This window comes from Bombella sp. ESL0380, assembly GCF_009725805.1.
GTDB classification, from domain to species: Bacteria; Pseudomonadota; Alphaproteobacteria; order Acetobacterales; family Acetobacteraceae; genus Bombella; species Bombella apis.
Genome location: NZ_WNIH01000003.1, coordinates 244,465 through 266,652, shown reverse-complemented (window position 1 = coordinate 266,652; position 22,188 = coordinate 244,465). Strand labels below are relative to the sequence as shown.

Here is a 22,188-nt window from a genome sequence, read left to right as displayed (position 1 = left end):
TCCCGCTTGCCAGTCTCGTGCCCTGTTTCTTCAGCCGGCTGCTCCTCAGGACGCCGGCACATCCCGCCTGTCCGGCCCGACATAAAGGGCACGGGGACGGCTGATGCCTGCGCGGCTCTCCAGCATTTCCTTCCACTGGGCAACCCATCCCGCTGTACGGGCCACAGCAAAAAACACCGTGAACATGGAGGACGGAATCCCCATCGCCCGGAGGATGATTCCGGAATAGAAATCCACATTGGGATAGAGCCGCCGGGAGATGAAATACTCATCATTCAGGGCTGTCTCTTCCAGCTTCATGGCCAGCTCGAGACGGGGATCATGATCCATCCCGAGCTCTGCCAGCACTTCATGGCAGATGTTCCGCATCAGCCCGGCCCGTGGGTCCAGATTCCTGTAGACACGGTGGCCAAAGCCCATCAGCCGCGTACCATCCTCCTGATTCCTGACACGGTTCATAAAAGCCGGAATGCCGTCCACCGTACCGATCTCATCCAGCATATCCAGCACGGCCTCGTTCGCACCGCCATGTGCTGGCCCCCAGAGCGCCGCCACACCAGCAGCGACACACGCAAAAGGATTGACTCCCGTGGCCCCCACCGTCCGCACGGTGGATGTAGAAACATTCTGCCCATGGTCGGCATGAAGGATCAGAATCCTCTCGAAGGCCCGTGCCAGAACCGGATTCACCTCCCAGGCTGCTTCCGGCATGGAGAAGAGCATGTGCAGACAGTTCTCCGCATAGCTCAGTCCCGGACGGGGGTAGATCAGCGGCAACCCCCGGCTGTAGCGGTAGACCCAGGCTGCCAGAGTCGGCATCTTGGCCACAAGCCGCAGGGTAGACATCTCCCGCTCCTCTGATGTGATACGGTGCCGCTGGTCCGCTCCCTGATTGCCATAGAAGCTGGAGAGGCCAGCCAACGTCCCGCAGAGCATGGCCATGGGGTGGGAATCCCGCCGGAACCCGTTGAAGAAGTTGCGTATCTGCTCATGCAGATGTGCCTCAGCCATCAACCCATGTTCGAAACGGGCCTTCTGCCGTGCATCAGGCAGCTCTCCGTGTGACAGCAGCCAGGCGACTTCCGGGAAACTCGCTTTCTGGCAAAGCTGCTCAATCGGGTAGCCACGATGCAGCAATATCCCGGCCTCACCATCAATATAGGTGATGGCACTCATGCAGGATGCCGTATTGGCAAAACCGGGGTCATAGGAAAACACACCCGCCCGCCGGTAGAGGGTCCGCATGTCCACCACATCCGGCCCCAGCTGCCCCTTCATGCTGCCCAGCGGCACCTCCTGCGCGGTTCCCTCCACCCTGCGAAGCACCCACTGCCCGGCATCCTGCTGTGCTGCCATTACTTCACGGATCCCCATGATGTGACCTCCCTGCGAAACAACACCGGAACAGTCCATTTAATTTCGGTATCGTTATATTTGAGTAACGCACATAGTTCCTGCCCCCGCAAGCATCATGCTCTACAAAAAAATCTTTATCTTCCAGCTCTTGTCACATTCCCATGAAGCATGATGAGCTGGTGCTCTCTGGCTGGATCATGCCACCGGCCAGACAGAAAGGCTCACCCACCACGGGCATGAAGAGGGCACACAGCCCCATTTTCAGGGAGAATTCCCCCATGTCAGCCCACACATCCTCCACAGCAGGACAACCCATACCCGTAACACTGATTCCCGGTGATGGAATCGGCCCGGAAATCACACGGGCCACAAAAGAGGTTCTGGCGGCCCTTGGCGCCCCCTTCCTCTGGGACGAGCAGAAAGCCGGAGTCCATGCTCTGGAAGACGAAGGAACCCCTTTGCCGGACGCCACCCTCCGCAGCCTGGAACGCACCCGCCTTGCCCTCAAGGCACCGCTGGCCACGCCCAGCGGCACGGGATTCCGCTCCGTCAATGTCACACTGCGCCAGAAATTCGACCTTTACGCCAACATACGCCCTGCCCGTACTCTTCTCCCACGGGATGACCTGCGCCGCTATGACGGGCTGGACATCGTGCTCATCCGGGAAAATATCGAGGGTTATTACGCCGCCCGTGACTATTATCTTCCCCAGGGCGATGACCCGCAGGGCATGGCTCTTTCAGCTGGTTATACAACACGAGCCGAATGCGAACGCATCGTGACCCATGCCTTTGACTATGCACTGGCCCATGGTCGCAGAAAGGTAACGCTGGTCCACAAGGCCAACATCCTCAAGCTGATGAGCGGCCTTTTCCTGGAAACAGGGCGCAAGGTTGCCGCCCGTTATGAAGGGCGCATCGCCTGTGATGAACGGATCGTGGATGCCTGCGCCATGCAGCTCTGCCTCGACCCCTCCCAGTTTGATGTAATTGTCACCACCAATCTCTTCGGTGACATCCTTTCCGACCAGATATCCGGTCTGACAGGTGGGCTGGGACTGGCTCCGGGGGCCAATATTGGAAAAGACATGGCCATCTTCGAGGCCGTGCATGGCTCCGCTCCCGACATTGCCGGACAGAACAGGGCGAACCCCACGGCTCTCCTGCTCGCAGGCGCCCTCATGCTGGACCACACAAACCATGCAGCCCTGGCCACCCGCCTGAGAACCGCCATCATCCAGACACTCCAGAACGGCACACGCACGGGCGACCTCGGTGGCACGGCCACAACAGACCAGTTCACCAGAGCCGTCATAAACGCCCTGGAGAAACCCTGAACCGGAACATGAAAAAAACCCGGCCTTTTCTGGCCGGGTTCTGACCTCATCCAGGCCTGAAAGCAGGGCTCAGACCAGATGCTTGAGCAGGATGCTGCGATGGATGACCGAAAAGCCCCAGAACATCAGGCTGATAGCCACATAATAGCCCAGCGCCGCCTGTGCCGTGATCGGGTTGATGCAGAACAGTGTCACGCCCAGAACAATATTGACGATGGCATCCAGCGCCATGAAGCTGCGGCCATAAGGCGAAGCCCCCATTCCGGCCAGCTCCATCACGCCACGCACGATGAACCATGCAGCAACCCAGATCGTCAGCCCGATGGCCGACCCTACGGGGTTGAAGAAGATCAGGATGGCCAGGATGATGAAGAAAATACCCAGGAGACCATCCAGCATCCGGCGTTCCATGCCTGTCCGGCGGAACACATCCACCAGCGTGAAAACCCCGACGAACAGAAGCCCGACCGCAATGAGGGCCGTAAGAGAGATGATGCTCAGCACGGGTGTCATGGCCACAAGCACACCCGTGAGGACGATCAGGGCCCCCATGACGATTCCACAATTACCTTCCTGCTTTACCAGATTTTTCTGCTGATTATCAGTCATGAGCCTTATCCCTCCATAATCTTCCCTGAAAAGGATGACGTATATTCACATTTCTGACAAGTATCAGAAGCCATGCGTAATAATGATGCCTGCCATCTTTTCCAGCCTGACATATCCTGCCATCTTGGCCTGCCATGCGCACATGCATGACAGTACGGCATGGAGCAGAAAGGAGGACCCTCATGATGACGGGGGCAAAGCTGGTGCTGATGCGCCACGGGCAGAGCCTGGGCAATGAGGCCAACCTGTTCACGGGCTGGAATGATCTGGACCTCTCCGCCAACGGCCATGAGGAAGCCCGCAGGGCAGGCCGCCTGATGCGGCACCACGGCTTCCTCTTCGATGCAGCCCACAGCTCCATGCTGAAAAGAACCATCCACACACTGCATCACTGTCTGGACGAGCTGGACCAGTCATGGCTGCCGGAATACAGGAGCTGGCGGCTGAATGAACGCCATTATGGTGCCCTGCAGGGGCTGAACAAGGACGACACCATCGCACGCTACGGCCGGGAACAGGTGCAGCAATGGCGCCGGAGTTTTGACGTCACACCGCCAGCTGTAAAGCCGGACAGCCCGCACCATCCGGGGAACGACCCCCGCTATGCCTCCATCCCTAGATGCGATCTTCCCTGCGCCGAAAGTCTGGCCATGACCATGAAGCGGGTGCTGCCCTACTGGCAGGATACGCTGCTGCCAGCCCTGCGGCAGGGCCGTTCCCTGCTCGTCGTCACGCATGGGACTGTCATGCGGGCCCTCATCGGCCATCTGGAGGAGCTCCCTCCGGGGGAAACCCGGACGCTGGAAATCCCGACAGGTACACCACTTGTCTATGAAATGGATGATACCGGCAACCCTGAACAGCCCCACTATCTGGAACCTTCAGACATCATCCTCGACGACATCCCGTATCCGTTGTGACAGGGTACGCCCTTCTCCATCTTTCCATTCTATCCAACCGTTGGCAGAACGTCCCAACAAAAAGCTGGCAGCTGGCGAAGGATTCTTGAAAAGCGTGTCCCGTGTCAGCACCAGCCTTTCTCCCTCCAACCGCAAAAGACCGTTGTCAAGAGCTTCCTGACGCCCCTCCGCCGCACGGGGAGCATATTCCTCATATCTCGGAGAAGACCTGCGTCCATAAGACCCTGCCAAAATCACCATGCCTTCTTCGGTATAGTGGCCCCGCCCTTCAACACCAGTCCCTCGACAGAAAAACAGTTCCGGTACATCATCCTGCACTTGGGCAACCTGCCCTTCACCTAAAGGAAACTGCTCCAGGACCGGTTTAAAAACAGGATACCCCAGAGTCGTCAACAGAATGCTGATGGTCTCAAAGAGTTCATCACAGACAGCCCTCATGGAGGGAGACATATGCGGGAAATCCCCGCCTTTCTGTCTGTTGTCCAGCACATACCGGCCGACCGCCTCTGCCTGCCTGAGAGACCACACCTCCAGAAAACGGGCATGCACCTCGGTCAAGACATCCGTCGACGTGACAGCCACCACAGCCCTGTTCCAGAAATCCTTTTCCCCGTTATGCTGCTTCAGCCGCTCCCCCAACTTTCCGGTCTGACCAACATATACTTTCGGCCGTTCCGTCTTATCTTCCTCCCCGAAAAGAAAATAAAGACCCACCCGCCCTGCTTCCGGTCTTTGTAAAAAAAGACGCAGCTGTGACCGGGGAATTTCAACCAGACTGACAGTACGGGTCACAACCGAGGCGACACGCAGACTCTGGGGATCCCCAGACGGCAAAAAAATCTCGATGGTCTGAGGATGTGGCATGAGCATTCCGTCCTGTCCTTCCAAAAAACATCAGAAAACGGACTGCCGTTTTCCATACCCGCTATTCACACGCTCATCCCCAGATCATCCACCATTCCATCCGCGGAAACTGTGGGTAACCTCTGATGATGCTCAGCTGTGGCCAGCACCCTGCGTGGCGGTGATGAGGCTGAACAGGGCCGTCCCGCAGCACATATAGAGGATATTGCGCTTCGGCCCCCCAAAAGTGAGGTTCGAACAGCCGACAGGCAGGCGGATACGGCCAATCATCTGGCCATGTGGATTATAGATGAACACACCGCAAAGCCCCAGCGGCCCCCAGGCACCGCACCAGAGGTTGCCCTCCACATCGGTGCGCAGGCCATCAGGGCGCATGGCCCGGCCAGCCAGCGTAAAATCCGTGAAGAGACGCCCGTTGGTCGGCCGCCCCTGTTTCAGGTCGAACACATGGATGGCATGGTCCGGCAAAGGCGGCTGCGCACCAGGGCCCACACCAGAGGACGCCACATAGAGCCGGCTACCATCAGGGGAAAAACAGAGACCATTGGGCCCTGCCACATCCTTCTGCCCCAGCACAGCCTCCACCTTCCCGGTTTTTGCATCCACCCGGAAGGTATGATCCTCCTGCCGACGCAACCCGCCATACTGGCTTGTCAGCTCCGCATCCAGATAAGGATTGAGATGACGCTGGGGATTGGCAGGACCATCCACATCGGCGTGGCCTTCTACCACTCCGTCCCCGTAGGCCGGGTCTGTGAACCAGATGCTGCCATCGGGTGCTGCCACGACATCATTGGGAGAGTTGAGCGTCCTGCCCCTGTACCGGTCCGCCAGCACGGTGACACTGCCATCATGCTCCCAGCGTATGACCCGGCGCATCCCATGCTCACAGGTCACCAGCCGCCCTTCAGCATCAAACGTGTTGCCATTGGCATTAAAACTTTCCCGCCGGTACAGGCTCACATGACCCTGCGGCCCATCCTCCGGGTCGTAGCGATACTGACACCCCGTGATCGTATCGCTCAGCAGCAGAAAACGCCCGACCGTACACCAGGCCGGGCCTTCCAGCCAGCCAGCCCCCTGCCAGAGCTTCCGCAAGGGAGCATTGCCATAATTCACAAGCCCGAAGGATGGATCAAGCGCCAGCACGTCAGGGTCGGGCAGATTGACCGGTGTCTCCTCCGCACCCCATGTCCGGGGCGGGGAGGAAATCACACTCGGACCCGACACGATGGACCCAAGAGCATGTCCCGCCACGGGAGACGCCGCTACCCCTGCAAGACCCGCCAGCAGACCGCGGCGTGTCAGACGGCCGGCAGAACCACCAGCCCCTGCTTTTCCATCCCGCATCGGTTCATCCATATTCACATCCTCCCCCGGCCCGTTTCATGCCGACATCCAGCACTCACACCAAGGTAGAACTCAGCACGACGCAATCAATACCCGAAGGCAAAAGCACGCTGCACGGCCTGGACATCCTGCACCCCACCGGCCAGGAGCAGCTGTAGCAACAGACGGGCCTTCTGCGGGTTGAGGTCATACGACGCCACGAAGTGATGGGCCTCATCATCCACTTCCACATCACGGTTGACAAACCCGTCACCGACACGGCTGGAACGTACGACTACAATCCCCGCCCGGACGGCCCTGTCCAACGCCTGCATGGCCTGGGCCGACACATTGCCATCCCCCATTCCAGCAATGACGATCCCCTTCACACCGGCACGGATGGCATCATCAATCTGGCGACCATCCATATCCGCATGCGCATACACCACATCCACAGCAGGCAGCGTTGCTCCATCCGGCAGGGACAGGAACAGACGGGGCCGCGGCGGCCCGTAAAAGCGTACAGCGGCAGGGTCCACAATACCCACAGGCCCTGTCTGTCGGGACACGAAGGTCTGCAGGACCGTGCTGTCCGCCTTGCTGACCCAATGGGCCGCATGGATGGTATCATTCAGCACGACCAGCACCCCCCGCCCCTTCGCCTGCGGATGGGCTGCCACCTTGACTGCCTCATAAATGTTGGCCGGACCATCCGCACTGATGGCCGAGCCCGGACGCATGGCCCCTGTCATCACCACAGGCTGGTCATGATGCAGGACGGTATCCAGAAAGAAGGCTGTCTCCTCCATCGTATCCGTCCCGTGGGTGATGACTACGGCATCGGCCTCATGCCGGGCAAAAGCCTGATTGATGCGCTCCATCAACCGGAACCAGACCTTGTGATTCATGTCCTGCGAAGGAATGTTGGCGATCTGCTCCACCTGAAGCTGGGCCAGCCTGTCCACACCCGGCACAGCGGCCACAAGCTGCTGCCCCGTTGTCGAGCCTGCATCATAACCGATGGCAGAACGTGGGTCCGCCTTTCCCGCTATGGTCCCCCCCGTGGCCAGAACGAGCACACGGGGCAACCGCCCCATGCCCTGCCCTGCCTGCGCCGAAGCCGGGGTGGCGGCCACCAGCCCGGTACCAAGCGGAAGAACCCTGAGAGCGGAAAAAGCCAGCTTCAGGCAGCGTCGGGCCCCCTTATGGGGTTTCAGACTGTTCAGCGTGTGTCGGATGGTCATGACGGACGGCCCTTTCTTACACGAAAGCCACGATGAGCGGACCAAGCAGGGTCAGCAGCACATTGGCCACGGCATAGGTAATGGCAAAGGGAACAGTAGGGCTGCCATGGCCAGCCTTGGCCAGAACCTCACCAAAAGCCGGATTGGAGCTGCGTGTCCCCGCAAGAGCCCCTGCAAAGAGGGCAACATTCCGATACCCCAGCAGAAAACGCCCGACAAGAGCCGTGATCACCAATGGCACGATGGTGACGATCATGCCCAGCAGCAGAATCGTTCCCCCCTGGCGGGTAATGATCGCCACGACCTGCCCACCTGTCTGAAGGCCTGTCACTGCGACGAAACCTGCCAGACCGAAACTGCCCCAGAGCAGGCAGACAGAAGACGGCATGGCGCCGTAGCCCGGATGTCGCCCATGCCACCAGCCAAAAAGCAGGCCGGACAGCAGGGCTCCACCACCACTGCCCAGCGTGATGGGCACCCCGCCCAGATGGACGACCACAAGCCCGAACAGCAGCCCCAGCGCCATGCCCAGCATGTTGTAGACAAGGTCCGTCGTAACCGGCACGGCAGTCCGCTGGACCGTCCCATTCTGGACAGCAGGCAGCGTATCCTCCGTCGCATCTTCTGGCAGGGATTCTGCCTTCAGCGCATCATCCCGCAAATTGCGACGCATGCAGAGTGGCAGAATGGTGGCGCAGAAAATGATGGTGCCGATGGACCCGAAGATATAGGTCACGGCATAGCCGACAGCAACATCCGCCTGCATCTGCTGCACCTGCGCCAGAGGGAGGCCAAGCTTCTCCAGAGCGGAACTGGCAGTGCCAATGATGGCAGACTGCGTCAGCCCCCCTGCCGCCAGACCGGCGGCTATGCCTTTGTCCAGATGGAACAGCCGCGCAACCCCGATAACGGTCCCGAACGCACTGATGGCCATAATGACCGCCAGTGCCACCTCCCGCAGGGACTGCCGCCCCAGAGAGCGGAAAAAGTTTGGGCCACTGCGATATCCCACAGCGTAGATGAACAGGATGAACAGTACTGTCCTGAGGCTGGACCCCACATGCACACCAAACTGGCTGATCAGCACGGCCATCAACAATGACCCTGCCACGCCCCCAAGCTGAAACACGCCTATCCTTATGCGCCCGATCAGAAAGCCAAAACCGACGGACAGGAAAAAAGCCAGCTCTGGATTCTCTCCAAAGAGATGAGACAACCCGTGAAACAGACGCTGGAACATGCCGTGACCTTTTCTCCAAACAGTCATGGAGAAAGCCTGGCGGTTTCCCAACCAGGCTTTCTCTACAGAACATTACTTACCGATTATGGGACGTTCCATCCAGACGGGATGGATGCCAGCGAACAGCCTACCCGAAAGCCACAATGAACGGCCCCAGAAGAGTCAGCAGCACATTGGCCACGGCATAGGTAATGACAAAAGGGATGGCCGGTGTGTTGTTGCCTGCCTTGGCCAGGACCTCACTGAAGGCCGGGTTGGCACTACGTGCCCCCGACAGGGCCCCGGCAAACAGGGCGACATTCCGGTACCCCATGAAGAAACGGCCAATAAGCGCCGTAATGACCAGCGGCAGGATCGTCACCACCATACCGAGCAGCAGGAGGAGCACCCCCTGATGGACAATGACTTCCACAGCCTCCCGGCCTGTCTGCAACCCCGTCACCACCACGAAGCCGGCCAGACCGAAATTGCCCCAGAAGGAACAGACAGACGACGGCATCTCCCCATAACCGGCGTGCCGCCTGTGCCACCAGCCGAACAGCAGGCCGGACATCAGTGCCCCGCCCCCGCAACCGAGCGTCAGGGACATACCCCACACACGGATGACCACAAGGCCAATGACCAGCCCGACAGCCACGCCGAGCATGTTGTAGACGAGATCGGTCGCCGCTGGAACAACGCCACGCGGCTCGGTCTCACCTCCCACATCCTCTGGCAGCCCCACTGCCTCTGCCGCCAGGGCATCGGCCTTCATGTCACGCCGCATGAAGAAGGGCAGGATATCCACGCAGAAAATGATGGTACCGATGGAACCGAAAATATAGGTCACGGCATAACCTGCGGCCACATGGGCCTGCATCTGCTGCAACTGTGCAGCGGACAATCCCAGCTCCGCAAGGGCCGAACTGGCCGTACCGATGATGGCAGACTGGGTCAGCCCCCCTGCCGCCAGACCGGCCGCCATGCCCTTGTCCAGGTGGAACAGACGCCCTACCCCGACAACCGTTGCAAACCCGCTGACAGCCAGAATGACGGACAGCATGATCTCTCGCAGGGACTGCCGCCCCAGAGAGCGGAAAAAATCGGGCCCGCTGCTATACCCCACCGCATAGATGAAAAGAACGAAAAGAACGATCTTGAGGTCAGAATCCATCTTGACGCCAAACTGGCTGATCAGAACCGCCATCACCAGCGACCCTGCAATACCGCCGAGCTGGAACGTACCGATCTTTATCTGACCTATCCAAAAACCAAGACCGATGGAAAGAAAAAAAGCCAGCTCCGGACTCTGCGCAAAAAGCGACGACAGACCGTGAGACAGAAACTGGAACATTTCGGGACCTTTCTCCCAAACACTCAATGAAAAGCCACACACGTATCACGGCCCATGGTGGCTTTTCTGCGACCCGTTTTTACTCAGCTGCTGTAAAAATTTCCTCGAGATATTCCAAGGAGACAGCCTCCCGGGTATCGGGAATGGGCTTGCCCTCGTGGTCCAGTTTTTCAATCTCGTACACGATGAAACCCTCATCATCATAATGTACATCGATGACAAGGAAGCGGTCGGACGCATCGCCTTCACCACGATGCTCTTCCGTCTTCACCAGCTTCTGGTCCTTGGCGAACGGCAGGTCAGCCAGCTTTTCTTCGTCGATCTGACGGACGGCATGGTTCCATTCTTCGTAGGTCTTCCGGATGGCCGCATAGATTGCTGCCGTATCGGGAAATTCTTCAACATCCTCTGTCGTGGTGACATCCACCGTAGCAATGTCGGACCCGAAATTGGCCTGAACCTGATAAGGCTCGGGCGCAAGCGCCTTCACAGCCTCCAGAATACGCTCAAGGAACTCAGGCCCATACATGGATGAATTGAAATTCAGCATCTTGGAACGATCAAGAGTAACACTGATTTTGGCGGTTGTGGCCATGGCCCCCTCCTGGATAAAAAATTGCCGGGGCCCATTCTACCAGAACAGGGGACCCCGCACACCCCCTCAGGGGTCAGTCACGCCCCACGCACAACCTCATCCTCATGCTGGAATCTGGCTTTTTCCCTGATGAATACTGGCAATTCATGACATGAACGCCATAAAACACACCTGCGTTACAAAAACGTAACATGGTTGCTGATGGGCCAGCCTCATGCCCCTCGCCCTCGCCAACAGCCACACAGCCGATGGGATTGGCCCTCAGAGAGGGAACGGCATGAGATGGTTAACGCAACATGCTGAAGAAGGTAACATCAGGCTACACGAACACCAAATATATTAAAATAAGATTTCTTTTAATACTTCAGAAAGCTTCCATCCGCCATAAGGCTTTAAAAAGGCTTTTTTAAGTCTTATCCATGATAATATCTGTTACTTCACGAGGGAATCATGTCAAAATTTTCAGCTATCATGCATAACCCGAATGAAAGCCTTGAGGATACTGACGACCTGAGAGAGCGGCTGCATTTCCTCCAACTGGGTGAACAGGACTGCCTGGCCATCCGCCGTATTGAAAAATACGTCATCAGATGCCTGCCCAAGGCATTGGATGCCTTCTATGACACGGTCCGCCGGACCCCCCAGACCAGAAGCTTTTTTTCCTCAGAAGCACAGATACAGAAAGCCAAAAAGGCGCAGCTGACTTACTGGAAGAACATCGCAGGTGCCAATTTCGGCCTGCAATATGCCAATACGGTGCGCCGCATCGGCCGGACCCACGCCGAAATCGGGCTGGAACCACGCTGGTACATCGGCGGCTACGCCCTGCTGCTTGCCAACATCATCGCAGATGTCTCAAATCAGCTGGCCCCTCCGGCACCGCTGTTGCCCCCAAAGATGCCCTTCTCCAAGCTGACGGACTCCCTCGCCAGCCTCAGCAAGGCCGTCTTCCTGGACATGGACCTCACCATTTCCATCTACATTGATGAAGCCAGAAAGCTCAACAAGGAAGAAATGAGCAAACTGGATGAGGCCATTGAAGAAGAACGCCGGTTTGTGACTGAGCGCTTTGGCCACATCATCGACGCCCTTGCCAACAAGAACCTCTCCCACACGGTGGATGGGAACTTCCCCAATACCTACCTCCCCATGCGGGACAACCTCAATCACGCCATCTCGTCCCTCTGCCAGACGCTTCATACCATCAGCGAGGCAACGGAGAGCATCGACAATACCGCTGATGAGATCAACAGCGCGGCACAGGACCTCGCCCAGCGCACGGAACGGCAGGCTGCCTCTGTCGAAAAAACGGCCGCTGCCGTGGAGCAGATCACCGCTACGGTATCTTCCACCGAATCCCGTGTCAGCGAGGCGACCCAGTTCGTTGAGGAGTGCCAGGCCATCACGGAACGTTTCGGCACCATGATCCGCCGTGCCAGCACGGCCATGGAAGAGATTGAACGTTCTGCCGAAGCCGTAAACAAGATCACCAACGTCATCTCCAACATTGCCACGCAGACCAATCTTCTGGCACTGAACACCGGTGTTGAAGCCGCCCATGCGGGCGAAGCCGGCAGCGGGTTCCGTGTCCTGGCGCAGGAGATCCGCAAACTGGCCAACCGGGTGGGCGATGCTTCCGAAGAGGTGAAGGACCTCATCAATACCTCCCAGACCCATGTTGATTCCGGTTCAGCCATCATGAAGGATGCCAGCAGCGCCATCGACACCATCATCTCCAGCGTGGCCAATATCGGCACACATCTCAGAGAGATCTCAAAGGCCACATCTGAGCAGGCATCGGCCCTGCGGGACGTGAATGGTGCCGTCGTCACCATCGACCAGGGCACCCGGGAAAACGCCGCCATGGTGGAAGAAACCTCTGCGGCCACCTCCAACATGGCCCAGCGGACACGCCAGCTACGGCAGCTGCTGGATGGGTTCGTTCTCCGGGGACAGAAATGATACGGGGGGCCTCCGTGCCCCTCTAGCCGGTCGGCATACTGCACCATGGAGCAGTACAGGACAGACAGGACAACAAACGCCCTTCTCTGACCATCCACCCGACCTGAAGCCACACTGGCCAGACAGCGGAAGACGGCCCCGCTGAACAACAGATCACTGATAGTGTCCATCCCCCATGAAAAAAGGTCCGGAGCCTAGCACCCCGGACCTTTTCCCTAATGGGTCATGTTGCCATGACCTCACCCTGTCGGACCTTTTCAGGCCTGATGGGCGGCACGATAGCGCTCACCAAGGGCGTTCGCAGCCACCATGGCATGATAGACATCATCCGGCGTGACCTTGAAGGGCAGATTGCCCATCGTGTCGTTCTTGTCGCAGGCGATCTCGGCCACCTTGCGCCAGTCAGCCTCCACAAACTCCTTGACACCCAGCTCCTTGAGGGTCATCGGCAGGCCAGCTGCCCGCACGACACGCAGCACCTCTTCAATCTCTTCCTTCGGTGCATTCTCCAGCACCAGCTGGGTCATCAGACCAAAGACCACCTTCTCACCATGCTGGGCATGATGGAGATCCTCGATAGCGGTCATGCCATTATGCACGGCATGAGCAGCGGCAAGACCACCCGTCTCGGCACCGGTCCCGCTGAGATAAATGGTTGCCTCGACCATCTCTTCCAGAGCCCGGGTCGGCACCTTGTTGCGCACGGCATCCATGGCGAGATCAACATTCTTGCAGACCAGGTCATAGCACATGCGGGCCAGACCGAGTCCCGTACGGGACGGACGCTTGCAGGAAAGGTTCACCCCATCAGACCGGTAGCAGGCGCGGGCCTCAAAGTATGTGGAAAGGGCATCACCGATACCAGCAGCAAAGAAGCGCACCGGGGCACCGGCAATCACACCCGTATCAGCCACAACGACATCGGGATTCTGCGGCAGGAAGAGGTACCGGTCGAACTCGCCCTTCTCCGTATAGATCACAGCCAGCGCAATGCAGGGTGCATCGGTGGAGGCAATGGTCGGATAGAGGATGAGTGGCAGCTTGTAATAATGGGCAACGGCCTTGCTGGTATCCAGCGTCTTGCCACCACCAATACCGACAATGACATTGGCACCACGTGTCTTGGCCAGCTCGCCCAGACGCTTGATCTCGGCATCCGTACATTCACAGCCGAACCTCTCGGCTGTGCCTTTCAGCCCGGCTTTCTCCAGCCCAGCCACGGATTCCTTCTGGACACGCTCCACAAAGAATTCATCGCTGATGATGAAAGCGTTGTCGCCAAAATCTTTTACATAGTCATGCAGCTGGGCCAGCAGACCCGTACCGATAATGAATTTCTTGGGGGCTGAAACGGTGCGCGGGGTTTTCTCAACCATGCTCGATATCTCCTTCAAGCATATGTAAATGCCTTGTTACCCCGCCACGCTACCCCTTCGCCCGCCACTTGACCAGAAGACATTACTGGCTTTCACAACATGCCAGCATGTATTGCCATGCATAGGTGACAGGCGTGTCCCGCCTCCTCTCTGATCTCACCTCATGGCTGGCAAATAACAGGACAAATACAACCCTCTTTATTGAGGGATGAATATCCGGCAAACGCAATTACCAATATGAGAATTATTGCATCCTGTTCTCAACAAAGGGGCATGACCACTTTTCAGAACAGCGGCATATTGTCGATCAGCCGCACGGCCCCCAGCTGCACGGCCAGCAAGGCCAGAGCCCCCTCCCGGACCTCCTCTTCAGCCTGGAACGTATCCGGATTCACGATGGTGACATAGTCAATATCCACAAGCCCGGCCTGCACCAGCACATCCCGCATGGCCCCCTCCAGCACGGCACGGCGGCGCTCACCAGCCTGCACCAGGGTCCGGCCCCGGCAGAGAGCCTGATGCAGCACCGGGGCCCTGTGGCGTTCCGCCTCCGTCAGACGACTGTTGCGGCTCGACCCGGCAAGACCGTCCGCCTCCCGCCATGTTGGCAGGGTCACAATATCTACCGGAATATTCAGGTCCCGCACGAACCGCTGGACAACAGCACATTGCTGGGCATCTTTCTGCCCAAAATAGGCCCGCTGCGGCTGGATGATGTTGAAGAATTTCGCCAGCACCGTCGCCACACCTGCAAAATGGCCGGGACGGGACGGCCCCTCAAGCTCCAGCGCCACACCACCAACATCCACCTGCGTGGCGAACCCTTCAGGGTAGAATTCTGCCGCTTCCGGCGTAAAAACACAGGCCACGCCCTCCCTGCGCAGCAGGGCAATATCCCGTTCCAGCGCCCGGGGATAATTGGCAAGATCATCCGCCGACCCGAACTGTATGGGATTGACAAAGAGACTGACGACAACAGCATCAGTCTCCTCCCGGGCACGGCGAACAAGCGAAAGATGCCCCTCATGCAGGAAGCCCATCGTCGGTACAAAGCCGACCCTGCCAAGCTGCGCCCGCTCCTGCCGCATCTCCTGAACCGTCGTGCAGAGTTTCATGTCGTCCCTTTCCCGGATGATTGCCCTCGCAGGCTACGCCTTTCCATACCCTGTCTGCCTCCTGTCTGTCTTCCCCGACAGGCCGGAACAGGCTAACAACACCTCACCGCCGCCACACCCAGCCAGAACGGACTGCCCATGCCCGACACCAGTACGGCCCGTACACTCCCCATTGCCATCATCGGGGCTGGCCCGGCAGGGCTGTTTGCCGCTGAATGTCTGAGCCGGAAGGGCCATGAGGTCCATCTGTTCGACCACATGGCCAGGCCGGGACGGAAACTCCTCATGGCAGGCCGCAGCGGCCTGAACCTCACCCACAGTGAACCGCTGGAACCATTCCTGCAACGCTACGGGACAGCACGGGACTGGCTGGAACCTGCCATCCACCACTTCCCGCCCGAGGCTCTCCGCCTCTGGGCTGAAGGATTGGGCGAACCCTGCTTCACCGGCAGTTCTGGCCGGGTCTTTCTGAAATCCCTCAAGGCCTCTCCCCTGCTGCGCCGCTGGCTGGTCCGCCTTCAGGAACAGGGCGTGCAATTCTTTCCCCGCCACAGGCTGACAGATATGCAGGGCCTGTCTCTCACCTTCCAGACACCGGAAGGCCCGGTCCAGCAGACAGGACGTGCCGTCATCCTCGCCCTGGGGGGCAGCAGCTGGGCACGACTGGGCAGTAACGGGCAATGGGCATCGCTGCTGGAACAGCACTGCACGCCTTTTGCCCCCTCCAACTGCGGCTTCATGCCGGACTGGCCTGCCGAATTCCTGCTCCGCCACGAAGGCGAGACCCTGCGGGGAGTCACGCTCAACTTCGCCGGCCAGACACATCGTGGCGATCTCATCATCACGAAACGGGGGCTGGAGGGAGCACCACTTTACGCCCTTTCAGCTCCACTGCGACAGGCTCTGGCAAAATCAGGCGGAGACACCGTAACCGTCCACCTGAATCTCCGCCCGACTCTGACGCAGGAACGCATACTGGAACGCCTCGCCCGCCAGCGTCTCCGTGAAAGCCGGAGCAACAGGCTGCGCAAGGCTCTGGGGCTGGACCGTACCATGCGGGAGCTGCTCACCCAGCTCTGCCCGGACGCCCGCACACCCGGTGAGCTGACAGACGCCATCACGCAGGCCCCCCTGCACCTTGTGGCTCCTGCTGCGCTGGACAGGGCCATTTCCACCGCCGGAGGGCTGAAACAGGCAGCGCTGGATGAAGGCTTCATGCTGCGCCACCAGCCCGGCCTGTTCGCCTGTGGTGAAATGCTGGACTGGGATGCTCCTACAGGGGGCTATCTGCTCCAGGGCTGTTTTTCCACCGCCTGCTTCTGTGCAGAGGCTGTTCATCACTGGCTCTCCCGTCCATTGCCCGGTAAAGTGGCGCCATGAGTTCATCACATTTTGGCCCCCTTCTTCTTGGCACCACAGCCCGTGGTGAGGATGCCCACATCGACCTGCCTGAACTGCTGGCTACCCGCCTGCTCGTGCAGGGCAATTCCGGCTCTGGGAAATCCCACCTCCTCCGGCGTCTGCTGGAGCAGAGCGCAACTCTCGTCCAACAGGTCATCATCGACCCGGAAGGGGATTTCGTCACGCTGGCAGAAAAATACGACCATCTCGTCATCGAGACGGACACACAGTCCGAAGCCAGCCTGCGAAGTGCGGGGGAACGGGTCCGGATGCACCGGGCCTCTGTCGTGCTGAATCTTGAGCAGAGCGAGCCGGAAGGGCAGCTCCGTTCTGTCGGTGCCTTCCTGACCGGCATGTTCGAAGCGCCAAGGGCCTACTGGTATCCTGTCCTCATCGTGGTGGACGAAGCCCAGCTCTTCGCCCCCATTGCCGGGGGTGATACCTCTGACGAGGCACGCCGCCTCTCCCTCAATGCGATGACCAACCTCATGTGCCGGGGACGCAAAAGGGGCATGGCAGGCATCATTGCCACCCAGCGTCTGGCCAAGCTGGCCAAGAATGTCGCCGCCGAGGCTTCCAACTTCCTGATGGGACGGACCTTTCTGGATATCGACATGGCTCGTGCCGCCGACCTTCTGGGCATGGAGCGCCGTGCTGCCGAAGGCTTCAGGGACCTTGCCCGTGGGCAGTTCATGGCGCTGGGACCCGCCCTCGCCCGTCGCCCCCAACGTGTCACCATCGGTCCGGTCGAGACAGCCAGCCATGCAGGTGGCCCTGCCCTCATGCCGCTTGAACAGCCCAACATTCCTGTGGATGAGCTGCGGGATCTCATCCTCGAGGCCCCGCCCGAACCCGCTTCCCGCCCCCGCAAGGAACCGGCTGCCCCCAAACCGGACCTGCTGGCGCAGCTTGATGCCTACAGCTCCTCCCGTGACGCCAGAGAGCAGCAGCAGAGCCAGCAGATGGCTGCACCAGACCCGGAAACTCTCTGGACTCTCGTCGCCGAAGCCGGACAGGATGAGGATGCCGCCTACCGGCCACTCGCCACCCTGTATCAGGACTTCCAGATGAGGGCACGGCTGGCCGGGTTCTCCCGCAACATCCTGCCCATGCCGCAGTTCCAGACCATGCTGAGCACCATCCGCTGCGGTATCACCCGTGAACGGGCCGAGAGCGAGGCCTGGCAGGACATCCAGCAGCGGGCCAGCCGCCTGCCGGACGACATGCAGCCTGTCTATTTCCTGCTCGCCCATGCAGCCATGGAAGGCAAACCCTGCCCGGATGATGCCGCTCTGGCCCGGGCCTATGGCACCCATTCTCTAGGGCGGGCACGGCGGCAGCTTACTTATCTTGAGAAATGCGAGGCCATCATCCTTCAGGGCACGGGCCGCCACCGTCGGATCGCCATTATTGGCCCGGGCTGGCAGACAGCCTCCCCGGCCTGACCCCCCTGAACAGCCCCCATGGGAAGGAGCCGCCCGGGCAAGGGTCTCCTTTCCCCACGAAAAATGGCGGAGCCAGAGGCCCCGCCATTTCCTGATGCCCAAAGAAAGGGCCATCACTGAACCGGTAATAACCGACCCTGTATCAGTCCACCACCTTCGGCGGGGGGACAACACGCAGACGCTCAATCACACGGTCCCGCAGCTCTTCCGGCGTTGCATCACCAGGAACACGGATCACCGGCTCGTCATCTGTCGGCTCCTCCAGAGTGGCCAGCTGGCTCGGCAGAAGGGTCGGCGGCATATAATGCCCGACACGGTGCTTCAGCCGGTCCTCTATGATCTTCGGGTCCACCTTCAGGTAGACGAACTGGACCGGAATATGCTTGGCCAACGCATCACGATATTTCTTCTTCAGGGCGGAACAGGTCAGCACGGCACCGGTCCCCTTCTCGGCGCACTTGGCCAGCCAGTCGTGGCACAGCTCCAGCCAGGGGGCACGATCTTCATCCGTCAACGGGTGGCCACTGCGCATCTTTTCCACATTGGCTTTGGGATGCAGGTCATCACCTTCCTGAAACGGCCAGCCAAGGCTCTTGGAAAGCAGCTCAGCCACAGTGGTCTTGCCGTTGCCGGAAACCCCCATCACCACAATGTAATGCGGAGCAATACCCGATGCAGCCTTGGCGGCTTCTTTTTCTGTCATGGCGTCCATTGTTCAACCTCCCGTTCGGTGGCAACCAGCACATCGGTTGCCATATTGGGGAACAAACCATGCTCCACCACGCCTACCGTACCATCCAGACGCGTGGCGAGAGCCTGCACGTCACTGATCGGACCGAAAGCGCAATCAAGTATCCTGTTCCCGTTATCGGTAATAAGCAGCTCGCCTGTCAGATGCCGACGGGGACGGATGACCTTTGCCCCCAGAGCCTCCAGACGGGCTGCCGTTGCCTCGTAGCCAAATGGAACAACCTCCACTGGTACAGGCACCCGCTGGCCAAGCTGGTCAACCGGTTTGGTTACATCCACGATCACGACAAAACGCCGTGACGCCTGGGCAACGATCTTCTCACGCAGCAGAGCAGCCCCCAGCCCCTTGATGAGATTCAGCGTCTTGCGCTCCACCTCATCTGCGCCATCAATGGTGATGTCGACTACGGAATGTTCTGCAAACGTCGTGATCGGAATCCCCGCTGCACGGGCAAGTCTTGTCGATTCCTCGGAGGTCGGGATGGCATGAATATCCAGCCCTTCCCCGGCAACACGCTCACCGAGCCTTTCAATCATGAATGCTGCGGTACTGCCTGTCCCCAGCCCGACGACCATCCCCGGTTTGACGAGGCTTGCAGCAAGATGGGCAGCAGCACGTTTACAGTCATCTACATTCATGAAAGCTCTCCAGCAGCGGCTTCATCGGCCAGTATGAGGATTTTCCCCTCGGAAACAATACGCCCTGATGGGATGCTGCCATCCCCCTGACGCAAACGGGCCAGCATTGGTACTTTATTTTCCCCGGTGACAAGGAAAACGACCAGTGCACTGGAGGCAATGGCCGGGTAGGTCAGCGTAAGGCGCTCATGCGGGGCCGTACGGGGCGCTGCGACGCCAACCCAGGCCTTCTTTTCCTCAAGGACAGGCTCCCCCGGGAACAGGGATGCCGTATGCCCATCCGTACCCAGGCCAAGCATGACGATATCAAACAGCGGGCGGCCTGCTTCCAGCTTCGTGGCACCATAGGCCTGTTCCAGAACGCTCTGGTAGCTGGCAGCATCTTCCGCAACCGTAGCGGCTGTCGGCATCGGATGGACCTGAGCCGCCGGGATGGAGACCCTGGAGAGCAGCAGCTCCCGGGCGCTGGCATGGTTGCTGTCCGCATGGCCCTCGGGCACGTGACGTTCATCCCCATAGAAAATTTCGACACGGGACCAGTCCACCTGCCGGGCCATGTCGGGCTGGGCAAGAATCGCAAAAAGCTGCTTGGGCGTGGATCCACCAGAGAGAGCAATGCGCACCCTGCCCTGTTGCTTTTCTTTCACCGTCCTGATCAGCAGTCTGGCCATTTCCATAGCCACGGCTTCTGAGTCCTTCAGAACCTCTACGACCGCATGGCGCATGTCTGTCGTCATACCCGTACCCTCCGAATCACGTCATCTCCCCTGCTGGCAGGGGGCTAGCGGCATAATGAACGTCTCGGCAGCATATGCCCAGCCACCTTCATCAGGTTTTCCGGTCACATGGGTGGCTTCTTTCTTCACGGAATCCGGCGCCTGCCCCATGGCGATGCCCATGCAAGCCGCCTGCAGCATCGGGATGTCATTGGGGGCATCGCCAAGAGCAGCCACTTCCTGCGGTGTTACGCCATACAGTCTGGCCAGCTCTGCCACCGCCTTGCCCTTCGTGGCCAGGGCAGGTGTGATGTTCAACTTGTGTGGGGCCGAACGCAGCAGGCTCGCCCGCCCGGCAAAAGGAGCCGCCAGCTCGGCTTCCAGCCGGGCAATCAGGGCTGTATCGTCAGAACAGACCATAAGGCGGTTCACGGTCTTCGGCGTGACGGGCCATGAAGATACTGCCCGGGGCGTGATGCCCGTCAACTCCTGCTCCCGCTTTGCCAGCAGCGTCTGACTGTCACGCACCAGCCATTCCTGTTCTGTCTGAAACCAGACCTCCACAGGGAAAGGAGACAGAGCTTCGAGAATAGCCGCAAGATCCCCGACAGAAAAATGGTGGCTCTTCAGAATGGTGCCATCCGGCATGAAAAAGACGCCCCCATTAAATCCGGCACAGGGCCCTTTCAGCCCGAGCTGCCGGACATAAGGCAGCACAGCCGCCGGGATGCGGGCACTGACGAGCGCCAGAGCCACACCCCGCTCTGCCAGATGCTGGACGGCCGTGCCTGTTGTGGGAGAAATGGTTCTGTCAGAACCAAGAATGGTGCCATCCATATCGGACAGCACCAGCCTGATCCTGGGGGATGTTTCTGTCATGAGTATCTTCCTCCCTCACGGGGGAAGAAGGGGTGCGGCCCCCTACCGCATCCCCCATTCTCCAGAACAGTTTATTTCTTGCGCTCGGTATGGCCACCAAATCCATACCGCATGGCCGAAAGAGCCTTCTCGGCGAAATTGTTGCCGGTACGGGACCGGAAACGGGTATAAAGGGCTGCGGTCATTACCGGGGCAGGCACGGCCTCCTCAATGGCGGCTTCGATCGTCCAGCGGCCTTCACCGGAATCCTGCACCTCGCCACTGAACTCGCTCAGATCACCGGAACGGGCCAGCGCCTCGGCTGTCAGGTCCAGCAGCCAGGAGGACACGACACTACCACGGCGCCACACCTCGGCAATATCAGCCAGATGCAGGTCATAACGCTCATCTTCCGGCAGCTTTTCGGAGTTCTTGCTGGCCAGCACATCAAAACCCTCAGCGATGGCCTGCATCATGCCGTATTCGATGCCGTTATGGATCATCTTCACGAAATGACCAGCCCCGGCCGGACCACAGTAAAGATACCCCCTCTCGGCCCGCGGGTCGTGGCGGCCATCATCCTCACGGTCCGGCGTGCGGGGCACATCACCCATGCCCGGAGCCAGCGCATCCAGAATGGGGTCCACATAATCCGCAGCGTGCTTCTCGCCGCCATACATCATGCAGTAGCCACGCTCCAGCCCCCAGACACCACCAGAGGTCCCGACATCGATATAATCGATGCCACGCTCGCCCAGCTCTTTCGCCCGGCGGATATCTTCCTTGTAATAGGTGTTGCCACCATCGATGATGATGTCACCTTTGCCCAACAGCGGGGCGAGCTTCTGTATGCAGTCTTCCGTCACCTTGCCAGCTGGCAGCATGACCCAGATGACACGACGCTCCTCACTGGAAAGGAGTTCGGCCATTTTCTCGAAGGTCTCGGCCCCCTGGGCACGCCCCTTCTCTGACCGCTCGACAATCTTCTCGGTGACAGCGGGAGTCCGGTCGAACACGACAACATCATGCCCCTTGCGGGTCAGGCGGACGGCAATATTGCCACCCATGCGGCCAAGTCCGATAATTCCGATACGCATCC

General features: G+C 59.3%; 21 protein-coding genes. 5 read left to right on the top strand and 16 right to left on the bottom strand.

Translation table 11 applies throughout. From position 1 onward, the window contains the following. Window positions 1-45 precede the first annotated feature (45 nt). Window positions 46-1,356, bottom strand: coding sequence for a citrate synthase (locus GM608_RS02365; protein WP_086441530.1), 1,311 nt, complete (start codon window positions 1,354-1,356; stop codon window positions 46-48). A 151-nt stretch (window positions 1,357-1,507) separates the two neighbouring features. Beyond that, the gene (locus GM608_RS02360) at window positions 1,508-1,636 is read right to left on the bottom strand and encodes a hypothetical protein (RefSeq protein ID WP_256462227.1); all 129 of its coding nucleotides are present in this window, start codon (window positions 1,634-1,636) and stop codon (window positions 1,508-1,510) included. On the opposite strand from GM608_RS02360, the gene GM608_RS02355 reads away from it, so the two are divergent. Continuing rightward, complete coding sequence (locus GM608_RS02355; protein WP_086431147.1) at window positions 1,635-2,693, top strand: isocitrate/isopropylmalate dehydrogenase family protein; 1,059 nt, start codon at window positions 1,635-1,637, stop codon at window positions 2,691-2,693. The two genes, GM608_RS02360 and GM608_RS02355, sit on opposite strands and share 2 nt — an antisense overlap. A 69-nt stretch (window positions 2,694-2,762) precedes the next feature. On the opposite strand, the gene GM608_RS02350 is transcribed toward GM608_RS02355, so the two are convergent. Continuing rightward, the gene (locus GM608_RS02350; RefSeq protein ID WP_081562957.1) at window positions 2,763-3,302 is read right to left on the bottom strand and encodes an HdeD family acid-resistance protein; all 540 of its coding nucleotides are present in this window, start codon (window positions 3,300-3,302) and stop codon (window positions 2,763-2,765) included. A 182-nt stretch (window positions 3,303-3,484) separates the two neighbouring features. Here GM608_RS02350 and gpmA point away from each other — a divergent pair, with 182 nt between their 5' ends. After that, window positions 3,485-4,222 carry a 2,3-diphosphoglycerate-dependent phosphoglycerate mutase gene (gene gpmA / locus GM608_RS02345; protein WP_333644939.1) on the top strand — a complete coding sequence of 246 codons (738 nt, stop codon included), beginning with the start codon at window positions 3,485-3,487 and terminating at the stop codon, window positions 4,220-4,222. Here gpmA and GM608_RS02340 read toward each other — a convergent pair. The 6 genes from GM608_RS02340 to GM608_RS02315 all read right to left on the bottom strand — a co-directional run bounded on the left by GM608_RS02340 (window position 4,184) and on the right by GM608_RS02315 (window position 10,827). After that, a complete protein-coding gene (locus GM608_RS02340; RefSeq protein ID WP_333644938.1) occupies window positions 4,184-5,086 on the bottom strand; it encodes a GIY-YIG nuclease family protein in 903 nt (300 codons plus the stop codon). The two genes, gpmA and GM608_RS02340, sit on opposite strands and share 39 nt — an antisense overlap. A gap of 132 nt (window positions 5,087-5,218) precedes the next feature. Further along, entirely contained in the window at window positions 5,219-6,448 is a 1,230-nt protein-coding gene (locus GM608_RS02335) for an SMP-30/gluconolactonase/LRE family protein (protein WP_081562955.1), read from the bottom strand. A 74-nt stretch (window positions 6,449-6,522) separates the two neighbouring features. Next, on the bottom strand, window positions 6,523-7,659 hold the full coding sequence (locus GM608_RS02330; RefSeq protein ID WP_081562954.1) for an asparaginase: 1,137 nt from the start codon (window positions 7,657-7,659) through the stop codon (window positions 6,523-6,525). 16 nt (window positions 7,660-7,675) lie between these two features. Next, window positions 7,676-8,899 carry a hypothetical protein gene (locus tag GM608_RS02325; RefSeq protein ID WP_043560802.1) on the bottom strand — a complete coding sequence of 408 codons (1,224 nt, stop codon included), beginning with the start codon at window positions 8,897-8,899 and terminating at the stop codon, window positions 7,676-7,678. 127 nt (window positions 8,900-9,026) lie between these two features. After that, on the bottom strand, window positions 9,027-10,232 hold the full coding sequence (locus GM608_RS02320) for a hypothetical protein (protein WP_333644936.1): 1,206 nt from the start codon (window positions 10,230-10,232) through the stop codon (window positions 9,027-9,029). A 79-nt stretch (window positions 10,233-10,311) separates the two neighbouring features. Next, window positions 10,312-10,827: a hypothetical protein gene (locus GM608_RS02315; protein ID WP_333644935.1), complete on the bottom strand. Its 516-nt coding sequence runs from the start codon at window positions 10,825-10,827 to the stop codon at window positions 10,312-10,314. 450 nt (window positions 10,828-11,277) lie between these two features. Here GM608_RS02315 and GM608_RS02310 point away from each other — a divergent pair, with 450 nt between their 5' ends. Next, window positions 11,278-12,789 (top strand): globin-coupled sensor protein, encoded by a 1,512-nt coding sequence (locus tag GM608_RS02310; protein WP_081562952.1) that lies wholly within the window; start codon window positions 11,278-11,280, stop codon window positions 12,787-12,789. 257 nt (window positions 12,790-13,046) lie between these two features. Here GM608_RS02310 and GM608_RS02305 read toward each other — a convergent pair whose 3' ends face one another. Next, window positions 13,047-14,165 (bottom strand): glycerol dehydrogenase, encoded by a 1,119-nt coding sequence (locus GM608_RS02305; RefSeq protein ID WP_154981630.1) that lies wholly within the window; start codon window positions 14,163-14,165, stop codon window positions 13,047-13,049. A gap of 284 nt (window positions 14,166-14,449) precedes the next feature. Beyond that, the gene (panC, locus tag GM608_RS02300; RefSeq protein WP_043560810.1) at window positions 14,450-15,280 is read right to left on the bottom strand and encodes a pantoate--beta-alanine ligase; all 831 of its coding nucleotides are present in this window, start codon (window positions 15,278-15,280) and stop codon (window positions 14,450-14,452) included. A gap of 138 nt (window positions 15,281-15,418) precedes the next feature. On the opposite strand from panC, the gene GM608_RS02295 reads away from it, so the two are divergent. Both GM608_RS02295 and GM608_RS02290 read left to right on the top strand, forming a co-directional pair. Further along, complete coding sequence (locus GM608_RS02295) at window positions 15,419-16,660, top strand: TIGR03862 family flavoprotein (RefSeq protein WP_333644932.1); 1,242 nt, start codon at window positions 15,419-15,421, stop codon at window positions 16,658-16,660. Then, window positions 16,657-18,126, top strand: a complete 1,470-nt coding sequence (locus GM608_RS02290; protein WP_086431152.1) for an ATP-binding protein — start codon at window positions 16,657-16,659, stop codon at window positions 18,124-18,126. Before GM608_RS02295 ends, GM608_RS02290 begins: the two co-directional genes overlap by 4 nt. Before the next feature lie 142 nt (window positions 18,127-18,268). On the opposite strand, the gene GM608_RS02285 is transcribed toward GM608_RS02290, so the two are convergent. From GM608_RS02285 to gnd, 5 genes are all read right to left on the bottom strand, one after another. After that, window positions 18,269-18,829 (bottom strand): gluconokinase, encoded by a 561-nt coding sequence (locus tag GM608_RS02285; protein WP_043561569.1) that lies wholly within the window; start codon window positions 18,827-18,829, stop codon window positions 18,269-18,271. After that, entirely contained in the window at window positions 18,826-19,515 is a 690-nt protein-coding gene (gene rpiA, locus GM608_RS02280; protein WP_043560820.1) for a ribose-5-phosphate isomerase RpiA, read from the bottom strand. Before rpiA ends, GM608_RS02285 begins: the two co-directional genes overlap by 4 nt. Beyond that, entirely contained in the window at window positions 19,512-20,252 is a 741-nt protein-coding gene (gene pgl / locus GM608_RS02275) for a 6-phosphogluconolactonase (RefSeq protein ID WP_043560822.1), read from the bottom strand. Before pgl ends, rpiA begins: the two co-directional genes overlap by 4 nt. A 21-nt stretch (window positions 20,253-20,273) precedes the next feature. Beyond that, window positions 20,274-21,110: an HAD family hydrolase gene (locus tag GM608_RS02270; protein ID WP_333644930.1), complete on the bottom strand. Its 837-nt coding sequence runs from the start codon at window positions 21,108-21,110 to the stop codon at window positions 20,274-20,276. A gap of 71 nt (window positions 21,111-21,181) precedes the next feature. Then, a complete protein-coding gene (gene gnd / locus GM608_RS02265) occupies window positions 21,182-22,186 on the bottom strand; it encodes a phosphogluconate dehydrogenase (NAD(+)-dependent, decarboxylating) (protein ID WP_043560825.1) in 1,005 nt (334 codons plus the stop codon). Window positions 22,187-22,188: the final 2 nt, after the last annotated feature.

What these genes read in the sequence shown, in the direction of transcription:
- gnd (WP_043560825.1), bottom strand. Translation starts at nt 22,186, where the DNA reads ATGCGTATCGGAATTATCGGACTTGGCCGCATGGGTGGCAATATTGCC.
- GM608_RS02320 (WP_333644936.1), bottom strand. Translation starts at nt 10,232, where the DNA reads ATGTTCCAGTTTCTGTCTCACGGTCTGTCGTCGCTTTTTGCGCAGAGT.
- GM608_RS02310 (WP_081562952.1), top strand. Translation starts at nt 11,278, where the DNA reads ATGTCAAAATTTTCAGCTATCATGCATAACCCGAATGAAAGCCTTGAG.
- pgl (WP_043560822.1), bottom strand. Translation starts at nt 20,252, where the DNA reads ATGACGACAGACATGCGCCATGCGGTCGTAGAGGTTCTGAAGGACTCA.
- GM608_RS02350 (WP_081562957.1), bottom strand. Translation starts at nt 3,302, where the DNA reads ATGACTGATAATCAGCAGAAAAATCTGGTAAAGCAGGAAGGTAATTGT.
- GM608_RS02355 (WP_086431147.1), top strand. Translation starts at nt 1,635, where the DNA reads ATGTCAGCCCACACATCCTCCACAGCAGGACAACCCATACCCGTAACA.
- GM608_RS02290 (WP_086431152.1), top strand. Translation starts at nt 16,657, where the DNA reads ATGAGTTCATCACATTTTGGCCCCCTTCTTCTTGGCACCACAGCCCGT.
- GM608_RS02335 (WP_081562955.1), bottom strand. Translation starts at nt 6,448, where the DNA reads ATGGATGAACCGATGCGGGATGGAAAAGCAGGGGCTGGTGGTTCTGCC.
- GM608_RS02340 (WP_333644938.1), bottom strand. Translation starts at nt 5,086, where the DNA reads ATGCCACATCCTCAGACCATCGAGATTTTTTTGCCGTCTGGGGATCCC.
- GM608_RS02270 (WP_333644930.1), bottom strand. Translation starts at nt 21,110, where the DNA reads ATGACAGAAACATCCCCCAGGATCAGGCTGGTGCTGTCCGATATGGAT.
- GM608_RS02365 (WP_086441530.1), bottom strand. Translation starts at nt 1,356, where the DNA reads ATGGCAGCACAGCAGGATGCCGGGCAGTGGGTGCTTCGCAGGGTGGAG.
- gpmA (WP_333644939.1), top strand. Translation starts at nt 3,485, where the DNA reads ATGATGACGGGGGCAAAGCTGGTGCTGATGCGCCACGGGCAGAGCCTG.
- panC (WP_043560810.1), bottom strand. Translation starts at nt 15,280, where the DNA reads ATGAAACTCTGCACGACGGTTCAGGAGATGCGGCAGGAGCGGGCGCAG.
- GM608_RS02285 (WP_043561569.1), bottom strand. Translation starts at nt 18,829, where the DNA reads ATGACAGAAAAAGAAGCCGCCAAGGCTGCATCGGGTATTGCTCCGCAT.
- GM608_RS02305 (WP_154981630.1), bottom strand. Translation starts at nt 14,165, where the DNA reads ATGGTTGAGAAAACCCCGCGCACCGTTTCAGCCCCCAAGAAATTCATT.
- GM608_RS02315 (WP_333644935.1), bottom strand. Translation starts at nt 10,827, where the DNA reads ATGGCCACAACCGCCAAAATCAGTGTTACTCTTGATCGTTCCAAGATG.
- GM608_RS02330 (WP_081562954.1), bottom strand. Translation starts at nt 7,659, where the DNA reads ATGACCATCCGACACACGCTGAACAGTCTGAAACCCCATAAGGGGGCC.
- GM608_RS02360 (WP_256462227.1), bottom strand. Translation starts at nt 1,636, where the DNA reads ATGGGGGAATTCTCCCTGAAAATGGGGCTGTGTGCCCTCTTCATGCCC.
- GM608_RS02295 (WP_333644932.1), top strand. Translation starts at nt 15,419, where the DNA reads ATGCCCGACACCAGTACGGCCCGTACACTCCCCATTGCCATCATCGGG.
- GM608_RS02325 (WP_043560802.1), bottom strand. Translation starts at nt 8,899, where the DNA reads ATGTTCCAGCGTCTGTTTCACGGGTTGTCTCATCTCTTTGGAGAGAAT.
- rpiA (WP_043560820.1), bottom strand. Translation starts at nt 19,515, where the DNA reads ATGAATGTAGATGACTGTAAACGTGCTGCTGCCCATCTTGCTGCAAGC.